Below are 26,838 nucleotides of genomic sequence, written 5' to 3'. Positions count from 1 at the left end.
AATGAAAGCAGGCTAACGAATTATTCGTCGGGGAATGCCAGCCTGAGAGACTGGCGGTGGATTCTTCGCGGGCTCGCCCGCTCCCACAGCTACCGCACAGTACTCAAGGCCTGCGCAGTACCTGTGGGAGCGGGCATGCCCGCGAAGAGGCCGGCTCAGCCATATAGATGGCCATGCCGCCCCATCAGTCAGACCAGCACACCCTGGCTACGCAGGTAGTCGTCATAGGTACCGCTGAAGTCCACCACGCCATCGGCCGACAGCTCAATGATGCGCGTGGCCAGCGACGATACGAATTCGCGGTCGTGGCTGACGAACAGCAGGGTGCCCGGGTAGTTTTCAAGCGCCAGGTTCAGCGCTTCGATCGATTCCATGTCCAGGTGGTTGGTCGGCTCGTCCATCACCAGTACGTTCGGCTTCTGCAGGATCAGCTTGCCGAACAGCATGCGGCCTTGCTCACCACCGGAAATCACCTTCACCGACTTGAGAATCTCGTCGTTGGAGAACAGCATGCGCCCCAGGGTGCCGCGGATTACCTGCTCGCCAGAGGTCCACTGGCCCATCCAGTCGAACAGGGTCATGTCGTCTTCGAAGTCGTGGGCGTGATCCTGGGCGTAGTAGCCCACTTCGGCGCTGTCGGTCCACTTGACCGAACCTGCATCCGGGGTCATCTCGCCGACCAGGGTGCGCAGCAGCGTGGTCTTGCCAATGCCGTTGGGGCCGATGATGGCGACGCGCTCGCCCGCTTCGACGGTGATGTCGAAGTTCTTGAACAACACCTTGTCGTCGAAGGCTTTGGCCATTTTTTCGACGACCACGGCCTGGCGGTGCAGTTTCTTGGTCTGTTCGAAACGAATGAACGGGCTGACACGGCTGGACGGCTTGACCTCGGCCAGCTGGATCTTGTCGATCTGCTTGGCGCGCGAAGTCGCCTGCTTGGCCTTCGAGGCGTTGGCCGAGAAGCGGCTGACGAAGGTCTGCAGCTCGGCGATCTGGGCTTTCTTCTTGGCGTTGTCCGACAGCAGTTGCTCACGCGACTGGGTGGCTGCGGTCATGTACTCGTCATAGTTGCCCGGGAACAGGCGCAGTTCGCCGTAATCCAGGTCAGCCATGTGGGTGCAGACGCTGTTGAGGAAGTGTCGGTCGTGGGAAATGATGATCATGGTGCTGTTACGCGCCGTGAGGATCGTTTCCAGCCAGCGGATGGTGTTGATGTCCAGGTGGTTGGTCGGTTCGTCGAGCAGCAGCACGTCCGGGTCCGAGAACAGCGCCTGGGCCAGCAGCACGCGCAGTTTCCAGCCTGGTGCCACTTCGCTCATCGGGCCGAAGTGTTGCTCCAGTGGGATACCCAGGCCCAGCAGCAGTTCGCCGGCGCGGGATTCGGCGGTGTAGCCGTCCATTTCGGCGAACTCGGTTTCCAGCTCGGCGACGGCCATGCCGTCTTCCTCGGTCATTTCCGGCAGCGAGTAGATGCGGTCGCGCTCGGCCTTGACCTTCCACAGTTGACCGTGGCCCATGATCACCGTATCGATCACGGTGAATTCCTCGTAGGCGAACTGGTCCTGGCGCAGTTTGCCCAGGCGGGTGTTCGGCTCGAGCATGACCTGGCCACCGGATGGCTCCAGGTCACCGCCGAGGATCTTCATGAAGGTCGACTTGCCGCAACCGTTGGCGCCGATCAGGCCGTAGCGGTTGCCGTTGTTGAATTTGACGGAAACGTTTTCGAACAGCGGCTTGGAGCCGAACTGCATGGTGATGTTAGCTGTGGAGATCAAGTGCTTGTCCTGCGGGGGTTCCAGAGGTGTATTTAGGCCCTCTCGTCATTCTTGGGCCAATTTTGGACCAATTCGACGCGGGGCGGCAGCTTCTCCAGCTCCCTCCAGTCCGAGGAGGAGCTGATCCATTTCGCGTAGGTAGAGAGCAACATCTCAACGCTGTGGCCGAGCTGGTTCGCGATGAACGCGGGGTTCATCCCAGGCATCAAGCACATGGTTGCGTAGGTGTGGCGGGTGTCGTACTGCCGGCGTTCACGGATGTTCAGCGCCTTGAGCGCCGATTTGAAGTGGCGGATTGTAACACTTGGCTCGTTGATCCACAGCCCACCTTTGCTCGGCTGGAACACAAAAGGGCTCACAGGGTGCGCAGACCTTGATGCCATGCGCCGAATTTTCGACATTCGCTCGGCCTGGTGCGCCCGTAGAAAGGATTTGCTGCCTCTTCACCGAATCGGCCTTATCAACTCGGCGCCCTGATTGCGTACATTCCCCACTGCCTTGCCCACCGGGTACCACCTGAAATCCTCAGCCTGGCGGCATCCCGTTTCCACGATCGCTGCAGCGCGCTCAGGCGATGTGGTAGGGGCCAACCACTCTAGAGCGGTCTGTGGCGTGAGCACTAAGGGCTTTCTGTCATGGATGTCGATCAGCCCCTCGTCCGCCGGCGCTGTGATGATCACGAACCCGTCGCGCTCATCCGGTTCGAGGCTCTGGTGCACCTCAGCAAGTGCGGCGAAGTAAAGCGGGGCTCCGTCGGCGCCTGTGATGTAATACGGCTGCTTGCGCTTTGGATCTGTTGGGTCAGGTATCCATTCGAACCAGCCATTGGCAGGCGCTAAAGCCCTGCCTCCTGGCCACAACCCCTTGAAGAACTTTCCCGTCACCACTGTCTCGGCCCGAGCATTGATTGGATCAGGACGTTTCCCCTTCGCCCATAACGGCGACCATCCCCACTTGACCCTATCCACAGTCAGCTCATCACCGCTCTGGCGAATGACCTCGACTCGGGTCGATGGCGCCACGTTGTATCGGTTTATTGGCTCGTGGTCATAGCCATTTATCACGACCAGATCCAACGACAGCTGGCGCAAGTAGTGATCCATCGACGCGTAGATCGAGTACCGTCCGCACATTTTCCACCTCTCGCCCGTCAGAATTTTTACCGGTCAGGATTGACCGGGCAACCGATGCCAGATCTACTGTATATGCATACAGCTTGCATTGGACATTCCATCATGACCATCACATTTTTGGGCGCGCCAACCGGCGGAACCGAACTACTTCCTCTGTATTCGTTTCACGTTCCGGCCGGTTTCCCTTCACCCGCTGCGGACCATCTGGAAGGTCATATCTCCCTTGATGAGCTATTCGACCTCCGCGCGCCCCATGTGTATCTGGTGAAAGTGGAGGGCGACAGCATGCAAGGGGCAGGGATCTACTCGGGTGACATCGTCATCGTAGACCGCGGGCGTGAAGCGGAGCATGGGGACATTGTCATCGCTGCGGTCAACAGCGAGCCCGTTTGCAAGCGTCTGCACCGCCGTGAAGGGGTGGTGATTCTCAAGTCGGAGAACCCGGCATATCCACCACGGTACATCATGGAAGGCGATGAGCTCGTCGTTTGGGGCGTTGTCCGTTACAGCGTTCGCGACCATGCGCAGTGACCAGGTCTTCGCGCTGATCGATTGCAACGCGTTCTACGCGAGCTGCGAGCGCGTCTTTCGGCCCGACCTGGCCAAGACCCCTATTGTTGTGTTGAGCAACAACGACGGCTGCGTGATCGCCAGGTCATACGACGCGAAGCCCTTTGTGAAGATGGGCGAGCCGTACTTCCTGGCGAAGGACAAGCTACGCCGCCATGGTATCAGGGCCTTCAGTAGTAATTACGCGCTGTACGGCGACATGAGTGAGCGCGTCATGACCTTGATCGAATCAATGGTTCCGGCCACCGAGATCTACAGCATCGACGAATGCTTCGCTGAATTGTCCGGTATTCAGGAAAACCTGACCCAGTTCGGGCGGAAACTTCGGTCCAGAATCTTTCAATGCACCGGCATCCCCGTGGGTGTCGGGATCGCCGGCACCAAGACGCTCGCCAAGCTGGCCAACCACACCGCCAAGCGCCTGCAGGCGCAGACGGGCGGGGTGGTCGACATTACCGATCCGTTCAAGCGCGATTGGGTGCTGCGCAATACTGGAGTGAAAGAGGTGTGGGGTGTGGGCCGCCGTATGACTGCCCACCTCGAAGCGATGGGCATTCACACGGCGATGGATCTGGCCAAGGCGGATGCCTGGACGCTGCGGCAGAAATTCAGTGTGGTGATCGAGAAGACTGCCCGCGAACTGGCTGGCACGCCATGCCTGGAGCTGGACGAGGCCGAGCCTGCGAAACAGGAGATCTGTTGCAGCCGGATGTTCGGCAAGCGCCTCACTGAGCTGGCGCCCATCAAACAGGCAGTGGCCACCTACGTTGGCCGGGCTGCAGAAAAGCTTCGGGCCCAGGGCTCAGTATGCAAGCGTATGCGCGTGAGCATCCGCACCGGCATGTTCAACCCGGACGAGTCACACCACGCCCAGGGCGCATTGGTAGAACTGCCATACCCTACCTGCGATACGCTGCTGATGACCCGGTTGGCCGCAGAAGCGGTCGACCGAATCTTCAGGCCCGGTTTTCGGTACAGCAAGGCTGAGGTGCTGCTGATGGACTTGCGGCAGCCAGGTGAGTTTTCAGAGGACTTGTTTGCGCTGAAGCAATCGGTGGCATGTGACCGACTGATGCAGGTGATGGATGACATCAACGTGCGCTGGGGGAGGGGGACAATGCGCGCCGCCAGCGTGCCGGCTACACCGGACTGGGGTATGAGGAGGGAGATGATGAGTCAATCCTATACGACGCGGATTGACCAGCTGTGGACGGTCAGATGTTGAGCCTTCGAGCCGTCCGGTATGACGCAATCATCATGCGTCGATGAACACAAAGAAAAATGGAGCTTTTGGTCGTGAAGCCAGGCCCGGCGAATCGATGTACCGGTCGCAGGCCTGGGGCATTGACCGAGCGCGTCAAGTTGTTGATGGGTACGCCCACACTGCGAACCCTGATGTGGCTTCTGAATAATCCAGCCTTCGGTCTGCAGGGAAGGTAATCTGCCAGGCAGGCTACCCACCGGGTGCTTCAGAGCTTGTACTGAATGGTGTAGGACGCATCGGTCCTCGGCTCTATCGCAATCGGAATGCCAAAGAGCTTCCCCCGGCAATCACTGACAACACAGCGATAGACTGTCCCCTGCCGGAGCTGGGCCCACAAGCCTTCGTCATGTATCGCAATCCGCAACACACGGTTGTTCGGATCCTCTCTGACCTGAGCAATGTGGTAGTCCAGGTCGCAGCCAAAGTCTGCACTGGTAAATTCCGGGTCGTAGCCGATCAGCACACCGTGCCTTTTCAGATCGTCCCGTATACGCTCAATCACGTCGTCTGCTTCTTGTTTTAGCATGATCGTTATCTCGCGGTGCTTGTACCCAATAAAACTCTAGCTGACCCTGAGTGTTTTCGTGGATTATCGGTATTACCACTGCCTTCCCCTTGTTCCTCTCGTTCCCCGCTTGCCTACCGGGTACCGCCAGTAAGGTACGAGCAACCAACGCAGCATGGCTTTACCTCTGCACTGGAACAGGAATTGCTGAAGCCCTGAGACATTGATCATGCGGGGTACGCAGAAATGACTCAGGATGACCGCTATTACATGATTTTCAGCGTGGTGGCTGTGCTGGTACTGGACCTGGCGGCGACTTATGTGTTTCTCAATGCCATATCCTGACCCCGATTGTGGGGCACGCCATACGCGTAATCGGGCCAGCCGCTACATGAAACCTGGCGGGGAAGATGACCAGCGGCGTGCGCCAGCCTGAACATCCCGATTGAGTGCGGTCCAACGTAAGCAAGCCTTGGCTTCGCTTGTCGGAGGTGCGCACATGAAACGCAAGACTGCATGGGTTGTGGTGTTGTCCGGTTCGCTGCTGCTCAGTGGCTGCTGGCCATACTGGCATGACGGGCGGCATCATCGCCATTATTACGACGGTGATCATGGTGGGCAGGAGTATCGTCGCTACTAATGGCGGGCGCGAGAAGGCGCCCCGAGGTCCATATAGCCAATAAGCCTGATACCGGGTTGCCTTCAAGCAGTAACATGGGCACACGAGGTTGCTGGACGCCGCACTGATGTGTTCCAAGGCATGAGGGTTAGCACTGGAAAACACAAAAAGCCCGCTGTTGAGAGCGGGCTTTTTGCATTTGCTGGCCACGGCCGCAATAATCCGCCTATTTAGAAGGAGAATCTCGGGTGCAAGCAAGAAGCGTTGTCGCCGAAATGTTCATTGGGATCCCGACGCATTTCTGGGTGTTGCCCGTTGCCGGCCTGGTTGCGTACTACGGCTTGAAGTGGTCTGCCAAATCCAGGAATCGCGCTACCTTACTGCAAACCTTGACTTACCTGTTGCTGCTGGCGCTGGCGGTGCTGCCCAACGGTTTTTATGCGCTGTTTCCCCCGGCGCCCGACCCGGATGTGTTGTTGAATAACGCGCCGTTGCCCAACTATGCAGGGCGCCTCTACCTGGATGTGTTCTACGTCTTCGGGGGGTGGGCGCTGAGCAAAGTGGTGAAGCTCAAGTTCAGCTGAGTCGCTGCCCGAATATCTGATGCGCCGACTGGAACGCATATTGCTCTTACCCTTTCAAACCGGCGCATTTGGGGGATACGGCAATGCTTCCTGAAGACCTGTATGTCATGTTTCTGTTTGTCGCCATCGTGCTGGCCCTCGATGTAGCGGCCATCGTGCTGTACCGGGGAGCCAAACCCTGACCCCCGTTTGGGGGGGCTGGCACCCTGAACCGGGTATATAGTCGCGGTCAGGAATGGATTAGCTAGGCAAACCAAGGCGATTTCCAGACCGTGAAGTCAGTCAACAAGCGCCTTCCATGTCGTCGATTCTTGCGGCGACAGAGCGCAACTCGTCCGCAACCACATCGATGGACTTGATGTGCGCAGCAACATCCACCTCGCTTTGCGAACTACCGCGCGCCGCCATGAACCTGGCATGACCACTCATGGCCTGACTGAGCTGGTCCAGGTGATCGGCTGTTCTGACCAAGTCTGACTTGATGCTATGAAGCGTTTCCATGGTGTTAAAGGCCTTCCTTGTCAGTTGCTTCAACGGGCCTGTGAGCATCGCCGCAGGGCAGGGTGAAACGCAACCGATTTGTAGAAGGCGCTTTCTCGCCCAAACCCGGAAGAGCTTACGCGATCATTGCTCGGGCGCCGGAGAGTGCCCAGGTTTTTCAGCGGTCTGTTTCCACCTGAAGTACCGAACCTTTATCGTCCGTTACCAACAATCCGATGGACTGGTTACCGTCTGATTGTTGCTCGGCAAGTGGCACGTCCGAGTGGCGAAAAATGCTACGGTTCTGTTCACCGGTTTTAAGGGTGATGAGTTTGCCATTCTGGTAGAAAAGAAGGGTTTTGTTGGCGTTATTTTGCATTGTGGAATTCCTTGCCGACTGGTGGGTTGACACCTTTACTGTCGCAGCCTCCACCTGCTCACGCTACTGGCAGAATTATCAGGTGCCCCAGCGCCTATGGCCGTGTCAATTGCGCGAAAACTGCAGCCAGACCTTGGTTGATTAGTAACTCGGCGCAACCCCCGTTAGAATGCAGCGTATCCCTAATGGCCAATTGCAAATGCCTACCTTTCGTATCCTTATCACTTCTGCGTTAGTTGCCAGCCTTGCCGGCTGCGCAACCCCCGGCAAACCCACGGCCAGTAAACTGACCAAAAAATCGCCGCAGCAGTACGCCGCGTGCGTCCTGCCTAAGTGGCAGGCACTAGCGCCCCAGGCTACGCAGAAGTCGATAGCCCACGGTTATCGGCTGACGGCGCCCAGTGCCGTAGCGAGCGACGATGTGCTGGACGTGGTCGATTCTCGCGATGGCAGCCGCGCTACGTTCTACAAGGGCAGCTTCCTGTCGGGCGACAAGTTGCGCCAGGCTGCCAGAGAGTGCCTGGACTGAGTCAGTAACCCGAGCCGCTCGAACCGCCCATGCTGGGCAGGCGGGCCTTGTGCTCGCGAAGCAGGGTCACTGCCACGGAGACCGCTTAGGGCTTGGCATATTGATCAACCCACGTCCCCGCGCTTGTTCATCTGCTCGCACTGAACCTGCGCATCCGTCCTGCTCGGGTAGCTCGGTTTGAGCCGCTCCTTCACCTGGTTATCGTAAATGTCGAACCCTCCACAAACGGTAGCGGCGTAATAGCGGCTGCCCATGCGGAACGACTCCTTTTCGATCGGCACAGCGGGAACGATAACGAATCTTGGTTGCATGTTTCGTGCCTCCCCAGGCAGAGACTTAAGTATTAGTCTCGCCATGGATAAGCATCAAGCAGGCTCATCAATAAAACAGCGTTCATGCAGGGCAGGGTGCCGATCGCGCTGTCATCAAATGAAAACCCGCTGTCGTCCGATGCGAAGCATCCTGAAAGCCAAGGGCATACAGTCCAGTCATCCAGAACTGACGCCAGGCGTCCAGATCGATGAGTGGAGAGACAAGCATGTCCAAAGTCGTACGTTTCCATCAGACCGGTGGCCCCGAAGTGCTGCGCTACGAGGATGCCGAGGTGGGCGAGCCTGGCCCGGGCCAGGTGCGTTTGCGCCAGGTGGCGGTGGGCCTGAACTACGCCGACACCTACTTCCGCAATGGCACCTACCCGATTCCGTTGCCCAATGGTATCGGCGTGGAAGCTGCCGGGGTGGTAGAGGCCGTGGGCGAGGGCGTGACGCAGGTGAGGGTCGGTGACCGTGTCACCTATACCGGCTTCCTCAATACCCTGGGTGCTTATTGCACCGAGCGGCTCATACCCGCCGCGGCACTGATAAAACTGCCGGAAACCATTGCCTTCGAGACCGCTGCCGCCATGACCATGCGCGGCCTGACCTCGGCCTACTTGCTACGCCGGCTCTATGACTTCAAGCCCGGTGACAGCGTGCTGCTGCATGCCGCTGCTGGCGGGGTTGGCCTGATTGTCGCGCAGTGGGCGAGGCTGTTGGGGCTGAACGTGATCGGCACCGTATCCACCGAGGCCAAGGCTGAAGTGGCCCGCGCCCATGGCTGTAACCACATCATCAACTACAGCGTCGAGGACGTGGCCAGCCGCGTGCGTGAGCTGACCGACGGGGTAGGGGTGAACGTGGTGTTTGACAGCGTTGGCAAGAACACCTTCATGGGCTCGCTCGATGCGCTCAAACGCCGTGGCCTGATGGTATGCGTTGGCACGGCTTCGGGCACCATCCCGCCATTCGACCCGCAATTGCTGGCGATCAAGGGTTCGCTGCAGCTCACCCGGCCGGCACTGGCCGACTTCATTGCCGACCCGGCAGAAAAGGCCGACCTGGCCGGTGAACTGTTCGACCACGTCAGCAGCGGGCGCATCCGGATCGAAATCAACCAGCACTACGCCTTGCAGGATGCCGCTCAGGCCCACCGTGACCTGGAAGCTCGCAAAACCACCGGCTCGTCGATCTTCGTCATCTGAAGAGGGCAACAGCATGCACATCGAACAACTGACCTGCGCGATCGGTGCCGAGGTAAGTGGCGTCAACCTGGCCGACGCGATTCACGATGATGACCTGTTCGCCCAACTGCGCCAGCAGCTGCTTCAACACCGTGTGCTGTTCCTGCGCGACCAGCACTTCAGCCGTGCCGAGCATGTGGCCTTCGCCCGTCGCTTCGGCGAATTGGAAGACCACCCGGTGGCCGGTAGCGATCCTGAGCACCCAGGGCTGGTGCAGATCTACAAGCGCCCGGACCAGCCCAACGACCGTTATGAAAATGCCTGGCACACCGACGCCACCTGGCGCGAGGCGCCCCCCATGGGCTGCGTACTGCGCTGCGTCGAATGCCCTCCGGTGGGCGGCGATACGATGTGGGCGAACATGGTGCTGGCCTATGAAAACCTGCCCAGCGACGTAAAGGCCAAAATCGAAGGCCTGCGCGCCCGCCACAGCATCGAGGCCAGCTTCGGCGCCGCCATGCCGCTGGACAAACGCCTGGCACTGAAGGCGCAGTTCCCCGATGCCGAGCACCCGGTGGTGCGCACCCACCCGGAAACGGGCGAGCAGGTGTTGTTCGTCAACGCCTTCACCACCCATTTCAGCAACTACCACACCCCGCAACGGGTGCGTTTCGGCCAAGACGCCAACCCAGGTGCCAGCGACCTGCTGCGTTACCTGATCAGCCAGGCGTACCTGCCCGAGTACCAGGTGCGCTGGCGCTGGAAGCCTAACAGCGTGGCGATCTGGGACAACCGCAGCACTCAGCATTACGCCGTAATGGACTACCCGCCGTGCCACCGCAAGATGGAGCGCGCCGGGATCAAGGGCAGCCGCACGTTCTAAGCCTGTTGTCGTCACTGGCGGCAACCGCACAATAACAATAGCGAGGACTACAGCATGCAATTCTTCGACGATTCGTTGCACCCGGAAAACATGGAAAAGGTGGTGATCACCGTGGCCCCCTATGGCCCGGAGTGGATGCCCGAAGACTTCCCTGAAGACATTCCACTGACCATGGACGAGCAGGTGCAGAAGGCCGTCGACTGTTACGAGGCAGGCGCCACCGTGCTGCACTTGCATGTGCGTGAACTGGACGGCAAAGGCTCCAAGCGCTTGTCCAAGTTCAACGAGCTGATCGCCGGTGTGCGTGAGGCGGTTCCGGACATGATCATCCAGGTGGGGGGGTCGATTTCCTTCGCGCCGGAGGGCGAAGGCGAGGCGGCCAAGTGGCTGTCGGACGATACCCGACACATGCTCGCCGAACTGACGCCGCGCCCCGACCAGGTGACCGTGGCGATCAACACCACACAGATGAACATCATGGAGCTGTTGTACCCCGAGTATCTCGAAGGCACCTCGCTGGCCAGCCCCGCAATCCATGCAGCTTACAGCGAGATGACCGTGCCGGCCGGCCCGGCCTGGGTCCGCGAACACCTGCGCCGCCTGCAGGCCAGCAATATCCAGCCGCATTTCCAGCTGACCGGCATGCATGCCCTGGAAACCCTTGAGCGCATTGTGCGCCGGGGTGACTACATGGGCCCGCTGAACCTGACCTGGATCGGCATTGGCGGCGGTTTTGACGGCCCCAACCCGTTCAACTTCTTCAACTTCATCCACCGCGCACCGGACGGCTGCACGTTGACCGCCGAGTCGTTGCTGAAGAACGTGCTGCCGTTCAATACCATGGCCTTGGCCATGGGCCTGCACCCGCGCTGTGGCAACGAAGACACCATCATCGACCAGCACGGCAAACGCTTCACCTCGGTGCAGCAGGTCCGGCAGACCGTGCGCGTGGCGCATGAACTGGGTCGTGAGATTGCCACTGGCAAAGAGGCCCGCGCCATTTACCGCATCGGCCAGCAGTACGACAGCATCGAGCAGACGCTGAAGGCCAACGGCATGGCGCCAAACCGCCAGTCGGGTGTGAAGGGGGTGCCGCAGCGTACCTGAAAGGCAGGCCCGACCCTTTCGCGGGCTTGCCCGCGAAGCGGCCCGCAAGAGCAACATCAGTTCTGGCTGTTACCCATAACAACAAAAACAACACCCAAGCCCTACACCCAAGGAGGCAACATGGCCACCTACCTCGCCAGCGCCGAAGACGCCGGCAGCGAATCCGCCCACAGCGTGCCCCGGCGTTATGCCTGGGTGGTCTTTGCCCTGACCTTTGGTCTGTTGATCTCCGACTACATGTCGCGCCAGGTACTCAACGCGGTGTTCCCGCTGCTCAAGGGCGAATGGGCGCTCAGTGACAGCCAGTTGGGCCTGCTCAGCGGCATCGTCGCGCTGATGGTCGGCCTGCTGACGTTCCCGCTGTCACTGTTGGCCGACCGTGTCGGCCGGGTACGCAGCCTGGTGTTCATGGCGGTATTGTGGAGCCTGGCGACGCTCGGCTGCGCCTTGGCAGAAAATTACCCGCAAATGTTCATTGCGCGTTTTCTGGTCGGGGTCGGAGAGGCCGCTTACGGCAGTGTCGGCATTGCCGTGGTGGTCGCCGTGTTCCCCCGCGACATGCGCTCGACCCTGGCCGGGGCATTCATGGCCGGTGGCATGTTCGGCTCGGTGCTGGGCATGGCCCTGGGCGGCGTGTTGGCTCAGCACCTGGGTTGGCGCTGGGCATTCGCCGGCATGGCACTGTTCGGCCTGGTGCTGGCGATGCTGTACCCCATGATCGTCAAGGAGGCACGCATTGCGCCCAAGTGCGCGCAGCAGGCGCTGGGCAAAGTCAGCCGCCCGCTGCGCAGCTTGTACAGCAGCCGCTCGGTCATCGCCGCCTATGTCGGCAGCGGCCTGCAGTTGTTTGTTGGCGGCACCTTGATTGTGTGGATGCCTAGCTACCTGAACCGCTATTACGCCATGGGCACTGACCGCGCCGGTGCGGTCGCCGCTGTTATCGTGTTGTGCAGCGGCGTCGGCATGATCCTCTGCGCCATGCTCTGCGACCGCCTGGGCCGGCAGCGCCCGGACCGCAAGATCAGCCTGGCCATCGGTTACTGCCTGGGCAGCTGCGTGCTGCTGAGCATGGCCTTCGCGTTGCCCGCTGGCACCGCACAACTGGTGCTGATCTGCCTGGGCATGATGATTGCCGCCGGCACCAACGGCCCGTCCAGTGCCATGGTTGCCAACCTTACCCACGCCTCGGTACATGGCACCGCTTTCGCCACCCTGACCCTGGCCAACAACCTGCTGGGCCTGGCGACCGGGCCGCTGATTACTGGCCGGGTATCCGACCTGATCGGCCTGCAGGCCGCATTACAGCTGGTACCGCTGACAAGCATCGCGGCGGCGGCTGTGTTCTTTTTCGCTAAACGTCATTACCACCGCGACATGGACTGTCTGCGCTCCAGGAGTTGAAACCGTGAAACAGCTGTTGTCCGTCGAGGTGTTCTTCGATTTTGTCTGCCCTTGGTGCCTGATTGGGCAGCGGCACCTGCAGGCGGCCCTGTTGTGGTTGCAACGTGAGCAACCTCAGGTAGAGGTGCAGGTGCACTGGCAGGGCGTGCAGCTGTTGCCTGGGCTGCCTGCCAATGGGGTGTCGTTCAGTACGTTTTACCTGCAACGCCTGGGCAGTGAACAAGCCGTACGCGAGCGCCAGGCCCAGGTGCGCGCCGCTGCCAGCGTGGTGGGCGAGGATATCGATTTCTCGCGCATACGCCGCATGCCCAATACCGGCAATGCTCACCGGTTGATGCAACGGGCCGGCAGCCTGCTCGGTGCACCGCAACAGGAGGCGTTGCTGGCGCAGTTGTTCATTGCCTATTTCCATCAGGGCCGTGACCTGGGGGACAGCGGCACCTTGCTCGGTATTGCCCAGAGCTGCGGGCTGCAGGCCGCACAAGTGGTCGACTGCCTGCGTGACGACGGTAGCCCGTTTCTCGATGGGGCAGGGCGCGCAGGCAGTGCCGTGCCGCGCTACCGCTTCAATCAGGGGCCGTTGATTGCAGGCGTGCGGCCGGCCGAGGCACTGTTCGCGGCCATGAAAGACGCCTTGCAGGAGGTGGTGCAGGCATGAAACGACGTATGGCACTGGCCCCCGATCAAGTACCCGAACGCAACGGGCGGGTGCTGTTGGACCTTGAAGGCCACAGTGTGGCCTTGTTCAACATTGCCGATTCGTTCTATGCCGTCGATGACAGTTGCCCGCACCAGGGGGCATCGCTGTGCGGTGGTCGCCTGGAGGGTCGCGTCATCCAGTGCTGTGCCCACGGATTGCGTTTCGACCTGGCCAGCGGTTATCTGCAGAACTCCACCGCGCTCAAGCTGAACACGTACCCTGTCGAGCACGAGAAGGGTGAGGTGTTTATCGTCATCGATGAGCCCGCAACGGGCGGTTAATGCAACTGCCCATTGTGCTGTGCGCGCCAGTTTGCCGGCGGCATGCCGTACTGGGCAATGAACCAGCGGGTGAATGAGCTGGGCATCGAATAACCGAGCATGTCGGCAATGCGCCCCAGCGAATAGCTGGGGTTTTCCAGGTAGCGCATCACCAAGTCACGGCGCACGCTGTTGATCAGGTCCTTGAAGGTCAGCGCGTTCTCTTCCAGCCGCCGCTGCAGGGTGCGCACGTTCATGCCTTGGGTCTGCGCCACTTGCTCGATGGTGGCACGGCCCATGGGTAGCAGCAGGTAGATGGTCTTGCGTAGCTCCAGTTCCAGCGACGGCACGCCGCTGGCCGGCAGCGTGTCCAGGTAGCGCCGCGCCAGCCGGGCCATGGCCTCGTTGGCCTGCGGGCTGGCGCTGTCGAGGTCGGCGGCGGGGCAAACGATGCCATTGAATTCGCTACCGAACACCAGTGTGCAACCGAAAATGCGCCGGTGAATGGAGGGGTCGGCAGGGGCCGCGTGGGTGAAGTTGGCACTGATCGGGTGCCAATGGGCACCCAGCAGTGCCGCGCACAGGCGCATCATCACGCCGATGGCCAACTCGGTGGCCTGGCGGCTGCACGGCGCTCGCTCGTTGATCACCTCCTCACGAATAACCACGGTCTTGCCGGCTTCCTCGATATGGATGGCCAGCGCGTCGTTGAGCAGGTGGCGGTACTGCACGATCACTTGCAGCGCATCGCGCAGGTTGCGTTGGTGGCTGAGCAGCAGGCTGATTTCGCCGAAGTCCGACAACTGACGCAATTCGGCCATGCGCAAACCGAAACTTTCGCACTTCGTGGCGCTGGCAGAGGCCTCCAGCAAGCTGATGACGCTGGCCACCGGGATACGCCGGTTGGGGTCGTCGAGCAGCGCGGCGCTCAGGCCAACCTGTGCCAGCAGTGCATGGGGATTGAGGCCCAGGTGGCGGGACACTTCCAGGTAGTTGGTCAAACTGGCGGCACGGACTAGAGCAGGCATTTTTTATTGTTGTCCCTGAAGTACGGGGGTTGCAGGTCCACTGGTTTTATAGCGTGCGTGTCATCAATTGAAAAGCAAAGCCCTGTTTTGACCGTTGTCATCAAATGAAAAGCGCCTGACGCCCAATGTAAAGCACCCGGGGGGAGGCCTGTTTACTGTGACCTTCAAGCGCTACATCGCACATGAGGTTCACCGTGGAAAAATTGCAAACCACAGCCACCGTGCTGATTGTCCCTGGCCTGCGTGACCACGTCGCCGAACATTGGCAAACCCTGCTGGCCGGCCGTCTGGCCAAGGTGCGCAGCGTACCGCCGTTGCAGGTTGACGGCCTGTGTTGCAACGCCCGGGTCGAGGCGATCCAGCGCGAGCTCGATCAGCTCGAAGGTGAGGTAATCCTGGTCGCGCACAGTGCTGGCGTACTGATGGTCGCCCATTGGGCGGCACGCTACCGGCGGCCGATCAAGGGGGCTTTGCTGGCGGCCCCGCCAGACCTCAATGCCCACTGGCCGGCGCATTACCCAAGCCCGGCCAGCCTGGCCGAGAAGGGTTGGTCACCGCTTCCGCCGACGTCGCTGCCATTCCCAAGCATTGTCGCGGCCAGCAGTAACGACCACCTCGCCAGCTACGCCGCCGCCGGTGAACTGGCCCGGCGTTGGGGCAGCGAACTGGTTGGCCTGGGCGCTGTTGGCCACCTTAACCCGGCTTCCGGTTTCGGCCCTTGGCCGCTGGCCGAGGCCCTGATCCGCCGACTGGACGGCGCAAACCTGCAGTAACGCATGGACGCCCCAGCCACGCCCGCAGCAGACGGGCGGCGAAAAAAACAATAACAATACGTGGAGCCATCGTAATGCCAGAACACCGCATTCACCGTGCTGTGAAGCCACAGCGCTGCCTGCTTGCCTGCGCCATCGGCCTGCTCACGCTGCCTGCCGCCCAAGCCTTCGAAGTCGATACCGGCAACGAAGACTGGGCCGTGCGCTTCGACAATACCGTCAAGTACAACTACGGCGTGCGCACTGAAAGTGCCGACAAGCGCCTGCTGGGCACGCCCAACAGCAACGACGGCGACTACAACTTCCGCAAGGCGGGCACCAACGTCACCAACCGGGTCGACCTGCTGACCGAGCTGGACGTGGTGTACCAGGGCAACACCGGTTTTCGCGTCAGCACTGCCAGCTGGTACGACAAGGCCTACGACAACACCGGCTCCAACAGCAACCCGTTCGTCAACGGTAATGGTGACCAGTCAGGCATCAACCCCAGCCTCAATGGCCTGCCGGGCACCGGCATACCGCTGGGCAGTCCGCACCTGAGTAACTACGCCCAGCGTTACTACAGCGGCCCCTCGGGCGAAGTGCTGGATGCCTTCGTGTTCATGAGCCGTGACGTGGGCGAAGCATCACAGGTCAGCGCCAAGCTGGGCCAGCACAACCTGTTCTGGGGTGAAACCCTGCTCAACCCGGTGCATTCGTTGAGCTACGGCCAGTCCGGCCTGGACCTGGCCAAGCTGGCGGCATCGCCGGGCACCGAGGCCAAGGAGCTGTTCGTGCCCCGTAACCAGCTGTCCACTTCGTTTCTGGTCAATTCCGAGCTCACCCTGGGCGCTCAGTACTTCTTCGACTGGGACGCGGCCCGACTGCCCGAGGCGGGTACCTACTATGGCGGCTCCGACGTGGTAGGCGAGGGCGCGCAGAGCTTACTGCTGGGCCATACCGGCACCCCGGGGCTGATCCCGGTGCGTGGTGCGCTGACCACCCTGCGCCGTGGTCATGACCTTACCCCTGGCAAAAGCGGCGACTGGGGCGTCATGGCCAAGTGGTCGCCGGAGTGGCTGGGCGGCACCCTGGGTTTCTACTACCGCAAGACCTCCGAAATCCTGCCCCAGGCCTGGCTCGATGCGCGTGGCATGACCGTGTCCAACGGTCCGTTCGGCAACCCGCCGGGCAGCCGCCAGGGCGCGGTCGGCAACCTCTACAACTCACTGCAAAGCACCACCTACCAGTTCGCCTATGCCGACAACATCGACATCTATGGGCTGAGCCTGTCCAAGGATGTGGCGGGCATCAGCGTCGGCAGCGACTTGAACATCCGCCACAACATGCCGCTGGCGAGCATCCCGGCAATCGTCAGTGCCCCCGGCCAGGCAGGCCTGGGGGGCGGCTTCGGCCTGCTGCCGGCGCGCCTGCCCAGCAGCGGGGTCATCTACGACGTGCCCAAGGATGGCGACAGCCTGAGCGCCACTGGTGACACCCTGCACTTCACCCTCAACGGGCTGATGACCATCGGCGACACGCCGCTGTTCGACTCGGCAACCCTGCTCGGCGAGCTGTTCTACAGCAACTTGCTCAAGCTCGATGGCCACAACGAGGCCTTGTACAAGGGCAAGAGCAGCTACCGCGGTATCGACAAGGCCACCCGCGATAACTGGGGCATTGCCGTCAACTTCACCCCCACCTGGTACCAGGTGGTACCGGGCATGGACTTGAGTATGCCGCTGTCGGTCAACGTCGGCATCGACGGTGTGTCGCCGGTGCAGGGCGGCGGTGCCGAAAACACCGGCAACTATGCGCTGGGCGTAAGCGCCGCGATCTACAACCAGTACTTCGTCGACCTCAAGTACGTCGACAGCTTCGGTGAGACCAAGGCCTGCAAGGATGGCCAGACCGACGGCAGCACCCCCAATGCCCTGGACGGCGAACAGGATTACACCTGCTACGGCGGCGGCTATGCCTCCTTCTCCGGTGGTGGTGCCACCACCGAGGACCGTGGCGCCCTGTACCTGACCGTCAAGACGACCTTCTGACTCATGTTTCCTACCGCCTACACAGGAAGACAACCATCATGAATTTCGTACGTACCCTGCTGGCCTCGTGCCTGTCGCTGGCCGCGCTCAACGCCGCCCAAGCCGCCGTTTCCCCTGACCAGGCTGCCCGCCTGGGCACCAACCTGACCGCCATCGGTGCCGAAAAGGCCGGCAATACCGACGGTTCGATCCCGGCTTACCAGGGGGGCCTGCAGACGCCGCCTGCCAACTTCCAGAGCGGTGCCAGCATGCGCCCCGACCCGTTTGCCAGCGACAAGCCGCTGCTGGTCATCGATGGCAAGAACGCCGACCAGTACAAGGGCCTGCTGACTGCAACCACCCTGGAACTGCTCAAGCGCTATCCCAGTTACCGTGTCGACGTGTACCCGACTCATCGCAGCGTAGCGCTGCCGCAGGCGGTGCTGGACAACACCCGCAAGAACGCCACCGCTGCCAAAAGCCTGGAGGGTGGCACGGCCGTGGACAACGTGCTGCCCGGCATCCCGTTCCCCATTCCGCAAAACGGCGCCGAGGCCATGTGGAACTTCCTGCTGCGCTACCAAGGCGTGAGCATGACCGCCAAGTACGACTCATGGAACGTCGATGCCGCCGGCAAAGCGTCACTGTCGACCACCGGCCAGGCCAATATCAGCTACCCGATCTACGAAGACATGGCCAAGCCGATCGGTGCCAAGGACACCTATTACCAGATGAAGCTGGTGTACACCGGGCCTGCGCGCCGTGCCGGCGAAGCCATGATGCTGCGCGATGCCGCCAACCCGCTGGTGCAGCCACGCAGCGCCTGGCAGTACCTGCCGGGGCAGCGCCGGGTCAAGCTGGCACCCAACCTGGCCTACGACACGCCCAACCCGGGCACGTCGGGCTCGGGCACCTACGATGATGTGTTCGTCTTCAATGGCGCCCTGGACCGCTACGACTGGACCTTGGTCGGCAAGCAGGAGATGTACGTGCCGTACAACACCTACCCGCTCACTTACAACACCGACGTCAAGCAACTGATCACCCCCAACCACCTGGCCCCGCAGTTCGTGCGCTGGGAAAAGCACCGCGTGTGGGTGGTGGAGGGCAAGCTCAAGGACGGCGCACGCCACATCTACCACAAGCGCCGCTTCTACCTTGACGAAGACAGCTGGATCGCCCTGGCCTCGGACCAGTACGACGCCCGTGGCCAGCTTTATCGCGGCTCGTTCGCCTTCCTCACCCAGAGCTACGACAAACAGACCCCGGACGCCACGCCTTTCATGATCTACGACCTGATCGGCGGCACCTACAACCTCAACGGCGTTGTGGGTGCCTACGGCGGTATCCGCTACATCGACCCATTGTCGAAAACCCAGTGGTCGCCCGAGTCGCTGGCCGGCAATGGCATTCGCTGAGCGCACGGAGCAGAGGTTGCCAATGTCTGTCTTCAAACGATGCAGCGCAGTGATGCTGGCCCTGGCGGCGCTGCAGGGCACGGCGCACGCCGTGCCCTTCACCGACGTACTGGAGGTGCCCGCCATGCCCAGTGCCCTGGCCAGCAGTAGCGCCCTGCGTGACGTGACCTTGGCCGGGCCGCGCCTGGTCGCGGTCGGCCCGCGCGGGCACATCCTGTATTCCGATGACCACGGCGCACACTGGCAGCAAGCCCAGGTGCCCGTCAGCGCCGACCTGAATGCGGTGAGCTTCGCCACGCCCGAACTGGGCTGGGCGGTCGGCCATGACGGTGTGGTGCTGCACAGCCGCGATGGTGGCGTGCACTGGCACAAACAGCTGGATGGCCGCGCGCTGGCCGAGCAGTTGCCTGCGGCGGTCACCGACAATGCCTTGCTCGACGTGTGGTTCAGCGATGCCCGCAACGGCTATGCGGTGGGCGTGTTCAACCTGCTGTTGCGCACCACAGACGGCGGCGAGCACTGGCAACCCTGGCTCGACCACAGCGACAACCCGCAAGGCCTGCACCTGACCAGCCTGGCGGCGATGGGTGACGACCTGTACATCACCGGCGAGCAGGGCCTGCTGCTGAAGTGGAGCGGCGCACGCTTCAGTCGCGTCGACACGCCCTATGCCGGCACCCTGTTCGGTGCCGTCGGCAAACCCGGTGTGCTGCTGGTCTACGGCCTGCGCGGCCACGCCTACCGCAGCACCGATGGCGGCCAGCAGTGGCAGCCGGTGAATACGGGTATCAACACCAGCCTCACCGCCGCCGGCATCGACCGTGACGGCCAGCTGTGGCTGGCCAGCCAGGCCGGCGACCTGCTGCTCAGTCGGGATGACGGTGCCAGCTTCAGTCAGGTGCCGCAAAGCGCCCGTGGCCCCGTGACCGCGCTCGTCAGCGACACCGGCAATGGCCTGGTGCTGGTGGGCGAGCGGGGCGTGCGCAACCAGGCCGGTAACCCCACGCAACACCCATAACAAGAGAAGACCCTGATGGCCGCTACCCGCCAAGATACCCTTCCGGTAATCCGCAACCTTGCCGACTTCGATCCACATTCGGGCAACGGCCTGGAGCGCCTTGTGTTCAACCACCGCCTGCCATTTCTGCTGTGCATGCTGGTGGCGACGCTGGTGCTGGGCTTCATGGCGCTGACACGCCTGGAACTGCGGCCCAGCTTCGACAAGATGCTGCCGCAGAGCCACCCCTACATCCAGCATTACCTGGAAAACCGCGCCTCGTTGCGCGGCCTGGGCAATGCGGTGCGGATAGTGGTAGAGCACACTCAGGGCGACATTTTCGACCCGGGCTACCTGCAGGCCCTGCGTCACATCAACGACGAGCTGTTCCTCAGCCAGGGGGTGGACCGGGCCTGGGTGAAGTCGCTGTGGAGCCCGGCGGTGCGCTGGACCGAGGTCACCGAAGAAGGCTTCCAGGGTGGCCCGGTCATGCCTGACGGCTATCAGGGTGCAGCCGGCGACATCGAGCAGCTACGGCAGAACATCGAACGTGCCAACATCGTCGGCAGCCTGGTGGCGCGCGACTTCAAGTCGAGCATGCTGGTGGTGCCGCTGCTCGACCAGGATTCGGCCACCGGCAAAGGCCTGGACTACCATGCCTTTTCGCAAAAGCTCGAACAGCTGCGCAGCCAGTACCAGGCCAGCGGCCAGTACCGTATTCATGTGATCGGCTTTGCCAAGCTGATGGGCGACCTGATCGACGGCCTGATCGAGGTAATGGCGTTCTTTGCCCTGGCGGTGTTGACCAGCCTGGTGATCATCTACTGCTATACCCGCTGTATACGCAGCACTTTGCTGGTGGTGCTGTGTTCGCTGACGGCGGTGGTATGGCAACTGGGTATCGTCGCCTGGCTGGGCTATGCCATCGACCCGTATTCGATCCTGGTGCCCTTCCTGATCTTTGCCATCGGCGTGTCGCATGCGGCGCAGAAGATGAACGGCATCCTTCAGGACATCGGTCGCGGTACTCATCGGCAGATCGCCGCTCGCTATACCTTCCGCCGCCTGTTCGTGGCCGGGGTGACCGCCTTGCTGGCCGATGCAGTGGGCTTTGCCGTGCTGATGATCATCGATATTCCGGTGATTCAGGACTTGGCGATTACCGCCAGCATTGGCGTGGCAGTGCTGATCTTTACCTCATTGCTGTTGATGCCGGTGGCCCTGTCCTATGTCGGGGTAGGCCGCAAGGCCGCCGACCGGGCGCTGCGTATCGATGCCCGCGCGGCTCGGCACCGAGGCTTCGGTCGGCTGTGGGACCTGCTCGACCGCTTCACTGAACGCAAATGGGCCAGCGCCGCTGTGCTGGCAGCCCTTGCCCTGGCCGCCCTGGGCATCTGGGGCAGCTTGCAGCTGAAAATCGGCGACCTCGACAGTGGCGCCCCCGAGCTTCGCGCTGATTCGCGCTACAACCTCGACAATGCCTACATCACCCAGCATTACGCACTGTCCAGCGACACCTTCGCGGTCATGGTCAAGACCGCTCCCGAAGGCTGCCTGCAGTACCCGACCTTGATTCTTGCCGACCGCCTCGCCTGGGAGCTGCAGCAACTGCCGGGTGTGCAGACCACTGTGTCGCTGGCCAACGCTGTGCGCCAGATCACCGCTGGTACCTACGAAGGCAACCCACGGCTGAACAGTCTGCAGCGTAACCAGGACGTGCTCAATTACGCCGCCCAGCAGGCTTCGGTCAACGCCCCGGAGCTGTTCAACAACGACTGCTCGCTGATGCCGGTGATCGCCTACCTCAAAGACCATCGCGCCGACACGCTGGCCGAGGTGGCTGCCGTGGCCGAACGCTTTGCCCAGGCCAACAGCAGTGCCGAGCACCAGTTCCTGCTGGCCGCCGGCAGCGCCGGTATCGAGGCCGCCACCAACGTGGTGGTACGCGAGGCCAACCACCGTATGTTGTTGCTGGTGTACCTGGCGGTCACGTTGTTCTGCCTGGTCACCTTCCGCAGCTGGCGCGCAACGCTGGTGGCGATCCTGCCGCTGATGCTCACCTCGGTGCTGTGCGAGGCGCTGATGGTGGCCATGGGTATTGGCGTCAAGGTTGCCACTTTGCCGGTGATCGCCCTTGGCGTGGGCATTGGCGTGGACTATGCGCTGTACCTGCTTAGCGTGCAGCTGCACTACCAGCGCGCCGGCCTGAGCCTGGCTCAGGCCTACCAGAACGCCGTGGCCTTCACCGGCCGGGTAGTGGGGCTGGTCGGCATTACCCTGGCCGCCGGTGTGGTTGGTTGGGCCTGGTCGCCCATCAAGTTCCAGGCCGACATGGGCCTGCTGCTGACCTTCATGTTCCTGTGGAACATGCTCGGCGCGCTGGTGCTGATACCCGCGCTGTCGCACTTCCTCCTGCGTGGCCAGGGCGCCCCGGCGGCTGCCGGAACCCGGGCCGTAGCACTTTCGCAAACCCAAGAAACCGAGTGTTCGCCTCATGTCTGATTACCTTCCGCCACTGCGCGACATGGATTTTCTGTTCAACGACGTGTTCGACATCCCCGCCTGGTGGGCGCAAACGCCCGCACTGGCCGACGTGGTCGATGGCGACACTGCCCGGGCCATACTCGAGCAGGCCGGCAAACTGATTGCCGAGCAGGTGGCGCCGCTCAACCGCAGTGGCGACGAGCAGGGATGCCGTTGGGAGGCTGGCCAGGTTCGGACACCCGACGGTTTCGCCGATGCCTACCGGGCATTCGCCGCTGACGGCTGGGTCGGGGTGTCCGGTGCGCCGGAATACGGCGGCATGGGCATGCCGAAAGTGATCGGCGCCCAGCTCGAAGAAATGCTCAATGCCGCCAACCTGTCATTCGGTTTGTACCCGATGTTGACGGCCGGCGCCTGCCTGGCACTGCTGAACCATGCCAGCGAGGCGTTGAAGGCGCTGTACCTGCCGCCGATGTACCAAGGGCGGTGGAGCGGATCGATGTGCCTGACCGAGCCCCACGCCGGCACCGACCTGGGCCTGATCCGCACCCGCGCCGAGCCCGTTGCGGATGGCGGCTACCGCATCAGCGGCACGAAGATTTTCATCACCGGCGGCGAGCAGGACCTGACCGAGAACATCATCCACCTGGTGCTGGCGAGGCTGCCGGATGCCCCTGCTGGCCCCAAAGGTATCTCGCTGTTCCTGGTACCCAAAGTGCTGGTTGGCGCCGACGGCACATTGGGCCAGGCCAATGCGGTGGGCTGCGGCTCGATCGAGCACAAGATGGGCATCAAGGCGTCGGCCACCTGCGTGATGAACTTTGACGGTGCCATCGGCTACCTGGTCGGTGAGCCGAACAAGGGGCTCAATGCGATGTTCACCATGATGAACTACGAGCGCCTCGGCGTGGGTATCCAAGGCCTGGCCTTGGGCGAGCGTTCGTATCAGGGGGCCATCGCCTATGCCCGCGATCGCCAGCAAGGCCGCGCACCGACGGGGGCTGAAGAGCCGGCGCAGCATGCCGACCCGATTATTGTCCACCCGGACGTACGCCGCATGCTGATGACCATGAAAGCGCTTAACGAAGGTGGTCGGGCATTTTCCACCTACGTGGCATTGCAGTTGGACATGGCCAAATACAGCGGCGACCCGGTTGCGCGCGCCCAGGCCGACGCCAAGGTGGCGTTGCTCACGCCGGTGGCCAAGGCCTTCCTCACCGACATGGGGCTGGAGACCACCGTGCACGGCCAGCAGGTGCTGGGTGGCCACGGCTACATCCGTGAATGGGGCCAGGAGCAGTTGATCCGCGACTGCCGCATTACCCAGATCTACGAAGGCACCAATGGCATCCAGGCCCTCGACCTGGTGGGGCGCAAGCTGTTTGCCGATGGTGGCGAAGCGTACCTTGCTGTGTCCGCTGAACTCACCACCTTCGCCGAGGCGCTGCCGGCCGCATTTGCCGAGTTCAGCGCACCGTTGCTCGCTGCCGTGCGCAACCTTGACGAACTCAGTGCCTGGCTGCTCGACCGTGCCCAAGGCAACCCGCGCGAGCTTGGCGCGGCGGCGGTCGAGTACCTGCAGGTGTTTGGCTACACCTTCTACGCCTACCTGTGGGCACGCATGGCCGTGGTGTGCCAGCGCCAAGCGGCACTAGAGCCGTTCCACGTGAGCAAGCTCGGTACCGCGCGCTTCTACTTTGCACGCCTGCTGCCGCGCATCCATTCGCTCAGTGCCAGTGTCAGGGCCGGCAGCGACAGCCTGTACCTGCTCGAGGCCGGGCAACTGTGATGGCCGCGAACATGACCACGACCCGCATCATGCCTGCGGCCGAGCAGGCGTATGCCTACCCGCTGCTGATCAAGCGCCTGCTGCTGTCGGGGGTGCGCTACCAGCCCAATCAGGAAATCGTCTACGCCGACCGGCTGCGCTACACCTACACGACGTTGCTGGCGCGCATTCAGCGGCTGGCCAATGCGCTCACCGCCGCCGGGGTGAAACCCGGCGATACCGTGGCCTTGCTCGACTGGGACAGCCATCGCGCACTGGAGTGTTTCTTTGCCGTACCGATGCTGGGGGCGGTGCTGCATACGGTAAACGTGCGGCTGTCCACCGAGCAGGTGCGCTACACCATGAACCATGCCGAGGACCGGTGGGTGCTGGTGCATGACGACTTCCTGCCGCTGATGCAGCAGCTACAGGCCGACCTGCCGACAGTCGATGGCTTCATCCGCCTCAGCGATGGCGCCCCTGCCGCGCAGGTGGTGCCTATGCTGGGCGAGTATGAAGCCATGCTGGCGGCTGCCGAGCCCCAGTTCGAATTCCCGGACTTCGACGAGAATTCCCTGGCCACGCTGTTCTATACCAGCGGTACCACCGGCAACCCCAAAGGCGTTTACTTCAGCCACCGGCAACTGGTGCTGCACACCTTGGTCGAGCAGGGCACCCTGGCCGCGTGCGGCGACCTACCGCTGCTGCGAACGGGCGATGTGTACATGCCGATCACGCCCATGTTCCACGTACATGCCTGGGGCGTGCCCTATGTGGCCACCGCGCTGGGCATCAAGCAGGTCTACCCCGGGCGCTACGAGCCCAATCGCCTGGTGCGCCTTTATCGCGACGAGGGTGTGACCTTCTCCCATTGTGTGCCCACGGTGCTGCAGATGATGCTCGACAGCGAGCAAGGGCGCTGCACCGACCTGGCTGGCTGGAAGATGCTGCTGGGCGGCAGCGCGTTGACCTTGGGCCTGGCCCAGCGGGCCAGCGAGCGGGGCATCAGCGTGCATTGTGGCTACGGCATGTCGGAAAGCTGCCCGCTGCTGAGCATCACCCACCTGAGCGCCGACCTGCTGGCACAACCCATGGCGCAACAACTGCCTCTGCGCATCGATGCCGGCGTGCCGATTGCTTTGGTGGACCTGCGTATCGTCGACAATGAGGGCAGGGCGGTGCCGCACGATGGCGAAAGCCTGGGCGAAGTGGTAGTGCGCGCGCCGTGGCTCACCCAGGGCTACCTGCACGAACCGGAGCAAGGCGCGGCGCTGTGGCTGGGGGGCTGGATGCACACCGGTGACCTGGCCTGCATCGACGCAGCCGGCGTGGTGCGCATCCGTGACCGGATCAAGGATGTGATCAAGACCGGTGGCGAGTGGGTGAGCTCGGTGGCGCTGGAAAACCTCATCAGCCAGCACCCGTCCGTCGCCTCGGTGGCGGTCATCGGTATTCCTGACCCACAGTGGGGGGAACAACCGTTGGCGCTGGTGGTCTGTTGTGACGGTGTGCAACTGGACCAGCCAGCATTGGCCAGGCACCTGCAGCCGTATGTCGACAGCGGGCACCTGAACAAATGGGCGATACCACGGCAGCTTCGTTGTGTGGATGAGATCCCCAGGACCAGTGTCGGCAAGATCGACAAGAAGCGCATTCGCCAGGCTGAAATCTAGGTTTGGCGTGCGACTTTCAGGGGCGCAAAGCGCCCCAAATCCCCGCCAGGCAAGGGAACGGCGGTTTGCTCATGTTCAGCCAGGTAAAGTTAGGTAAAAGCGGCCACGGCATATACACGGATCAGTATTGTGGTTTGTACTGTTCGGTCAAAGATGCCAAAGATGAACACACTTCCGTCGCAGCCAAGCGCTGAACGCGGGGCGTTCTCCAGTTTCGAGGCGTGTCGCAACACCCAGCAGGGCCCCGTGGTGATCCTTGCCTCCGGCGCTTCTGCCAGGCATTTTCCGTTGGGCGAGTTCGCACATTTGCCCATCATTGCCATGAACGGCTCGGTCGCCATGACCGCCGAACACGGTATCCACCCCTTCTTCTACGTGTGCACCGACAAAAGCTTTAGCCAGCAGCAGCCGGCCTTGTTTGCCACTGCCTTGCGCGACAGCGAACGCCTGGCACTCTGGCCCGAGCAGTATGAAGGTGCCGATGTGCCGGCGAGTACCGAGTGTTATGCCCTGCACAAAGCCGACACACCGGGCCTGCTGGACGGTTTGCGCGGCCATGGTGACAGTTGCGTGTGCAACCGCGCGCTGTGGAGCAAGCGCAGCCGCTCGATTGCCTTCAGCAAAGACCTGACACATGGTTTTTTCGATGCCCGCACAGTGGCCTATGTGGCCTTGCAGCTGGCGTATCACCTGGGCTTTGAAGAAGTGCTGCTGGTCGGGGTGGACCTGGACCAGACCGTGGGGCGCTTCTATGAAAACGGGCAGGGCCAGTGTTCGCCGTGCGGGCTCGACCAGCACTGGGACAGCCGCATCCTGCCTTCGCTGACGCTGATGGCGCGGGAGGTGGTGAGCGCGCATTTTCACGTCTACAACCTGTCGGCCACCTCACGCATCCCCGCCGAACTGATCCCCAAGGTCAACCTCAACGAAGCGCGGCGGATTGCCGGTTGTGCCATTACCTGAGCAAGAAAGCGGATGCGCACGGGGCTGTGGATGCGTAC

General features: G+C 62.1%; 27 protein-coding genes. 19 read left to right on the top strand and 8 right to left on the bottom strand.

Annotation, left to right across the window (positions count from 1 at the left end; genetic code table 11):
• Positions 1–188: 188 nt before the first annotated feature.
• Genes D906_RS17585 through D906_RS17575 form a run of 3 tightly spaced genes read right to left on the bottom strand, consistent with a single transcriptional unit; the run spans position 189 to position 2,908 of the window.
• Positions 189–1,775, bottom strand: coding sequence for an ABC-F family ATPase (locus D906_RS17585; RefSeq protein ID WP_016715632.1), 1,587 nt, complete (start codon positions 1,773–1,775; stop codon positions 189–191).
• A gap of 32 nt (positions 1,776–1,807) precedes the next feature.
• Positions 1,808–2,176 carry an integrase gene (locus D906_RS17580; protein WP_019097559.1) on the bottom strand — a complete coding sequence of 123 codons (369 nt, stop codon included), beginning with the start codon at positions 2,174–2,176 and terminating at the stop codon, positions 1,808–1,810.
• Between the two features lie 42 nt (positions 2,177–2,218).
• Positions 2,219–2,908 (bottom strand): SOS response-associated peptidase family protein, encoded by a 690-nt coding sequence (locus D906_RS17575; RefSeq protein WP_027615526.1) that lies wholly within the window; start codon positions 2,906–2,908, stop codon positions 2,219–2,221.
• A 102-nt stretch (positions 2,909–3,010) separates the two neighbouring features.
• Here D906_RS17575 and D906_RS17570 point away from each other — a divergent pair, with 102 nt between their 5' ends.
• Both D906_RS17570 and D906_RS17565 read left to right on the top strand, forming a co-directional pair.
• Complete coding sequence (locus tag D906_RS17570) at positions 3,011–3,439, top strand: LexA family transcriptional regulator (protein WP_019097557.1); 429 nt, start codon at positions 3,011–3,013, stop codon at positions 3,437–3,439.
• Positions 3,429–4,703 (top strand): Y-family DNA polymerase, encoded by a 1,275-nt coding sequence (locus tag D906_RS17565; protein ID WP_019097556.1) that lies wholly within the window; start codon positions 3,429–3,431, stop codon positions 4,701–4,703. Before D906_RS17570 ends, D906_RS17565 begins: the two co-directional genes overlap by 11 nt.
• 244 nt (positions 4,704–4,947) lie before the next feature.
• Here the strand turns inward: D906_RS17565 and D906_RS17560 are convergent, their stop codons facing one another.
• A complete protein-coding gene (locus D906_RS17560; RefSeq protein ID WP_019097555.1) occupies positions 4,948–5,268 on the bottom strand; it encodes a hypothetical protein in 321 nt (106 codons plus the stop codon).
• 478 nt (positions 5,269–5,746) lie between these two features.
• Here D906_RS17560 and D906_RS26645 point away from each other — a divergent pair, with 478 nt between their 5' ends.
• The gene (locus D906_RS26645) at positions 5,747–5,887 is read left to right on the top strand and encodes a hypothetical protein (protein ID WP_019097554.1); all 141 of its coding nucleotides are present in this window, start codon (positions 5,747–5,749) and stop codon (positions 5,885–5,887) included.
• A gap of 254 nt (positions 5,888–6,141) precedes the next feature.
• Positions 6,142–6,450, top strand: coding sequence for a hypothetical protein (locus tag D906_RS17555; protein WP_019097553.1), 309 nt, complete (start codon positions 6,142–6,144; stop codon positions 6,448–6,450).
• Positions 6,451–6,732: 282 nt separating this feature from the next.
• Here D906_RS17555 and D906_RS17550 read toward each other — a convergent pair whose 3' ends face one another.
• Together D906_RS17550 and D906_RS17545 are read right to left on the bottom strand one after the other, a co-directional pair.
• Positions 6,733–6,951, bottom strand: a complete 219-nt coding sequence (locus D906_RS17550; protein WP_019097552.1) for a hypothetical protein — start codon at positions 6,949–6,951, stop codon at positions 6,733–6,735.
• Positions 6,952–7,108: 157 nt separating this feature from the next.
• Positions 7,109–7,309, bottom strand: coding sequence for a hypothetical protein (locus D906_RS17545; protein WP_019097551.1), 201 nt, complete (start codon positions 7,307–7,309; stop codon positions 7,109–7,111).
• 169 nt (positions 7,310–7,478) lie between these two features.
• On the opposite strand from D906_RS17545, the gene D906_RS17540 reads away from it, so the two are divergent.
• Entirely contained in the window at positions 7,479–7,838 is a 360-nt protein-coding gene (locus D906_RS17540) for a hypothetical protein (protein ID WP_019097550.1), read from the top strand.
• 104 nt (positions 7,839–7,942) lie between these two features.
• Here the strand turns inward: D906_RS17540 and D906_RS17535 are convergent, their stop codons facing one another.
• Positions 7,943–8,149, bottom strand: coding sequence for a hypothetical protein (locus D906_RS17535; RefSeq protein ID WP_020371287.1), 207 nt, complete (start codon positions 8,147–8,149; stop codon positions 7,943–7,945).
• 227 nt (positions 8,150–8,376) lie between these two features.
• Here D906_RS17535 and D906_RS17530 point away from each other — a divergent pair, with 227 nt between their 5' ends.
• From D906_RS17530 to D906_RS17505, 6 genes are all read left to right on the top strand, one after another.
• A complete protein-coding gene (locus D906_RS17530) occupies positions 8,377–9,357 on the top strand; it encodes a quinone oxidoreductase (protein WP_016715624.1) in 981 nt (326 codons plus the stop codon).
• A 13-nt stretch (positions 9,358–9,370) separates the two neighbouring features.
• The gene (locus D906_RS17525; RefSeq protein WP_019097549.1) at positions 9,371–10,219 is read left to right on the top strand and encodes a TauD/TfdA family dioxygenase; all 849 of its coding nucleotides are present in this window, start codon (positions 9,371–9,373) and stop codon (positions 10,217–10,219) included.
• Between the two features lie 54 nt (positions 10,220–10,273).
• Complete coding sequence (locus tag D906_RS17520) at positions 10,274–11,326, top strand: 3-keto-5-aminohexanoate cleavage protein (RefSeq protein WP_019097548.1); 1,053 nt, start codon at positions 10,274–10,276, stop codon at positions 11,324–11,326.
• Positions 11,327–11,446: 120 nt separating this feature from the next.
• Positions 11,447–12,727, top strand: coding sequence for an MFS transporter (locus D906_RS17515; RefSeq protein ID WP_027615527.1), 1,281 nt, complete (start codon positions 11,447–11,449; stop codon positions 12,725–12,727).
• 4 nt (positions 12,728–12,731) lie between these two features.
• Complete coding sequence (locus D906_RS17510) at positions 12,732–13,385, top strand: DsbA family oxidoreductase (protein WP_019097546.1); 654 nt, start codon at positions 12,732–12,734, stop codon at positions 13,383–13,385.
• Positions 13,382–13,708 (top strand): Rieske 2Fe-2S domain-containing protein, encoded by a 327-nt coding sequence (locus D906_RS17505; protein WP_026020371.1) that lies wholly within the window; start codon positions 13,382–13,384, stop codon positions 13,706–13,708. The genes D906_RS17510 and D906_RS17505 overlap by 4 nt, the downstream gene beginning before the upstream one ends.
• On the opposite strand, the gene D906_RS17500 is transcribed toward D906_RS17505, so the two are convergent.
• Entirely contained in the window at positions 13,705–14,715 is a 1,011-nt protein-coding gene (locus tag D906_RS17500; protein WP_019097545.1) for an AraC family transcriptional regulator, read from the bottom strand. The two genes, D906_RS17505 and D906_RS17500, sit on opposite strands and share 4 nt — an antisense overlap.
• Positions 14,716–14,909: 194 nt before the next feature.
• Here D906_RS17500 and D906_RS17495 point away from each other — a divergent pair, with 194 nt between their 5' ends.
• From D906_RS17495 to D906_RS17460, 8 genes are all read left to right on the top strand, one after another.
• On the top strand, positions 14,910–15,488 hold the full coding sequence (locus D906_RS17495; RefSeq protein WP_019097544.1) for an alpha/beta hydrolase: 579 nt from the start codon (positions 14,910–14,912) through the stop codon (positions 15,486–15,488).
• A gap of 74 nt (positions 15,489–15,562) precedes the next feature.
• The gene (locus D906_RS17490; RefSeq protein WP_027615528.1) at positions 15,563–17,518 is read left to right on the top strand and encodes a DUF1302 domain-containing protein; all 1,956 of its coding nucleotides are present in this window, start codon (positions 15,563–15,565) and stop codon (positions 17,516–17,518) included.
• 38 nt (positions 17,519–17,556) lie between these two features.
• Positions 17,557–18,915, top strand: coding sequence for a DUF1329 domain-containing protein (locus D906_RS17485; protein WP_027609300.1), 1,359 nt, complete (start codon positions 17,557–17,559; stop codon positions 18,913–18,915).
• A gap of 22 nt (positions 18,916–18,937) precedes the next feature.
• On the top strand, positions 18,938–19,933 hold the full coding sequence (locus D906_RS17480) for a YCF48-related protein (RefSeq protein ID WP_027615529.1): 996 nt from the start codon (positions 18,938–18,940) through the stop codon (positions 19,931–19,933).
• Between the two features lie 15 nt (positions 19,934–19,948).
• The gene (locus tag D906_RS17475) at positions 19,949–22,414 is read left to right on the top strand and encodes an RND family transporter (protein ID WP_019097541.1); all 2,466 of its coding nucleotides are present in this window, start codon (positions 19,949–19,951) and stop codon (positions 22,412–22,414) included.
• Positions 22,407–24,185 (top strand): acyl-CoA dehydrogenase C-terminal domain-containing protein, encoded by a 1,779-nt coding sequence (locus D906_RS17470; RefSeq protein ID WP_019097540.1) that lies wholly within the window; start codon positions 22,407–22,409, stop codon positions 24,183–24,185. The genes D906_RS17475 and D906_RS17470 overlap by 8 nt, the downstream gene beginning before the upstream one ends.
• Before the next feature lie 11 nt (positions 24,186–24,196).
• The gene (locus D906_RS17465) at positions 24,197–25,837 is read left to right on the top strand and encodes a fatty acid--CoA ligase (RefSeq protein WP_026020369.1); all 1,641 of its coding nucleotides are present in this window, start codon (positions 24,197–24,199) and stop codon (positions 25,835–25,837) included.
• 162 nt (positions 25,838–25,999) lie between these two features.
• Positions 26,000–26,800 carry an LPS biosynthesis protein gene (locus tag D906_RS17460; protein WP_016715611.1) on the top strand — a complete coding sequence of 267 codons (801 nt, stop codon included), beginning with the start codon at positions 26,000–26,002 and terminating at the stop codon, positions 26,798–26,800.
• The last annotated feature ends 38 nt before the right edge of the window (positions 26,801–26,838 follow it).

The organism is Pseudomonas sp. LAIL14HWK12:I1 (assembly GCF_003202095.1).
Taxonomy (GTDB): domain Bacteria; phylum Pseudomonadota; class Gammaproteobacteria; order Pseudomonadales; family Pseudomonadaceae; genus Aquipseudomonas; species Aquipseudomonas monteilii.
This window is presented reverse-complemented; position numbering and strand designations above follow the sequence as displayed.

Coding starts and splice junctions, on each gene's coding strand:
- D906_RS17545 (WP_019097551.1), bottom strand. CDS start 7,309: ATGCAAAATAACGCCAACAAAACCCTTCTTTTCTACCAGAATGGCAAA.
- D906_RS17580 (WP_019097559.1), bottom strand. CDS start 2,176: ATGTCGAAAATTCGGCGCATGGCATCAAGGTCTGCGCACCCTGTGAGC.
- D906_RS17470 (WP_019097540.1), top strand. CDS start 22,407: ATGTCTGATTACCTTCCGCCACTGCGCGACATGGATTTTCTGTTCAAC.
- D906_RS17480 (WP_027615529.1), top strand. CDS start 18,938: ATGTCTGTCTTCAAACGATGCAGCGCAGTGATGCTGGCCCTGGCGGCG.
- D906_RS17565 (WP_019097556.1), top strand. CDS start 3,429: ATGCGCAGTGACCAGGTCTTCGCGCTGATCGATTGCAACGCGTTCTAC.
- D906_RS17490 (WP_027615528.1), top strand. CDS start 15,563: ATGCCAGAACACCGCATTCACCGTGCTGTGAAGCCACAGCGCTGCCTG.
- D906_RS17540 (WP_019097550.1), top strand. CDS start 7,479: ATGCAGCGTATCCCTAATGGCCAATTGCAAATGCCTACCTTTCGTATC.
- D906_RS17505 (WP_026020371.1), top strand. CDS start 13,382: ATGAAACGACGTATGGCACTGGCCCCCGATCAAGTACCCGAACGCAAC.
- D906_RS17485 (WP_027609300.1), top strand. CDS start 17,557: ATGAATTTCGTACGTACCCTGCTGGCCTCGTGCCTGTCGCTGGCCGCG.
- D906_RS26645 (WP_019097554.1), top strand. CDS start 5,747: ATGAAACGCAAGACTGCATGGGTTGTGGTGTTGTCCGGTTCGCTGCTG.
- D906_RS17530 (WP_016715624.1), top strand. CDS start 8,377: ATGTCCAAAGTCGTACGTTTCCATCAGACCGGTGGCCCCGAAGTGCTG.
- D906_RS17535 (WP_020371287.1), bottom strand. CDS start 8,149: ATGCAACCAAGATTCGTTATCGTTCCCGCTGTGCCGATCGAAAAGGAG.
- D906_RS17475 (WP_019097541.1), top strand. CDS start 19,949: ATGGCCGCTACCCGCCAAGATACCCTTCCGGTAATCCGCAACCTTGCC.
- D906_RS17570 (WP_019097557.1), top strand. CDS start 3,011: ATGACCATCACATTTTTGGGCGCGCCAACCGGCGGAACCGAACTACTT.
- D906_RS17520 (WP_019097548.1), top strand. CDS start 10,274: ATGCAATTCTTCGACGATTCGTTGCACCCGGAAAACATGGAAAAGGTG.
- D906_RS17465 (WP_026020369.1), top strand. CDS start 24,197: ATGACCACGACCCGCATCATGCCTGCGGCCGAGCAGGCGTATGCCTAC.
- D906_RS17560 (WP_019097555.1), bottom strand. CDS start 5,268: ATGCTAAAACAAGAAGCAGACGACGTGATTGAGCGTATACGGGACGAT.
- D906_RS17515 (WP_027615527.1), top strand. CDS start 11,447: ATGGCCACCTACCTCGCCAGCGCCGAAGACGCCGGCAGCGAATCCGCC.
- D906_RS17550 (WP_019097552.1), bottom strand. CDS start 6,951: ATGGAAACGCTTCATAGCATCAAGTCAGACTTGGTCAGAACAGCCGAT.
- D906_RS17575 (WP_027615526.1), bottom strand. CDS start 2,908: ATGTGCGGACGGTACTCGATCTACGCGTCGATGGATCACTACTTGCGC.
- D906_RS17460 (WP_016715611.1), top strand. CDS start 26,000: ATGAACACACTTCCGTCGCAGCCAAGCGCTGAACGCGGGGCGTTCTCC.
- D906_RS17500 (WP_019097545.1), bottom strand. CDS start 14,715: ATGCCTGCTCTAGTCCGTGCCGCCAGTTTGACCAACTACCTGGAAGTG.
- D906_RS17555 (WP_019097553.1), top strand. CDS start 6,142: ATGTTCATTGGGATCCCGACGCATTTCTGGGTGTTGCCCGTTGCCGGC.
- D906_RS17525 (WP_019097549.1), top strand. CDS start 9,371: ATGCACATCGAACAACTGACCTGCGCGATCGGTGCCGAGGTAAGTGGC.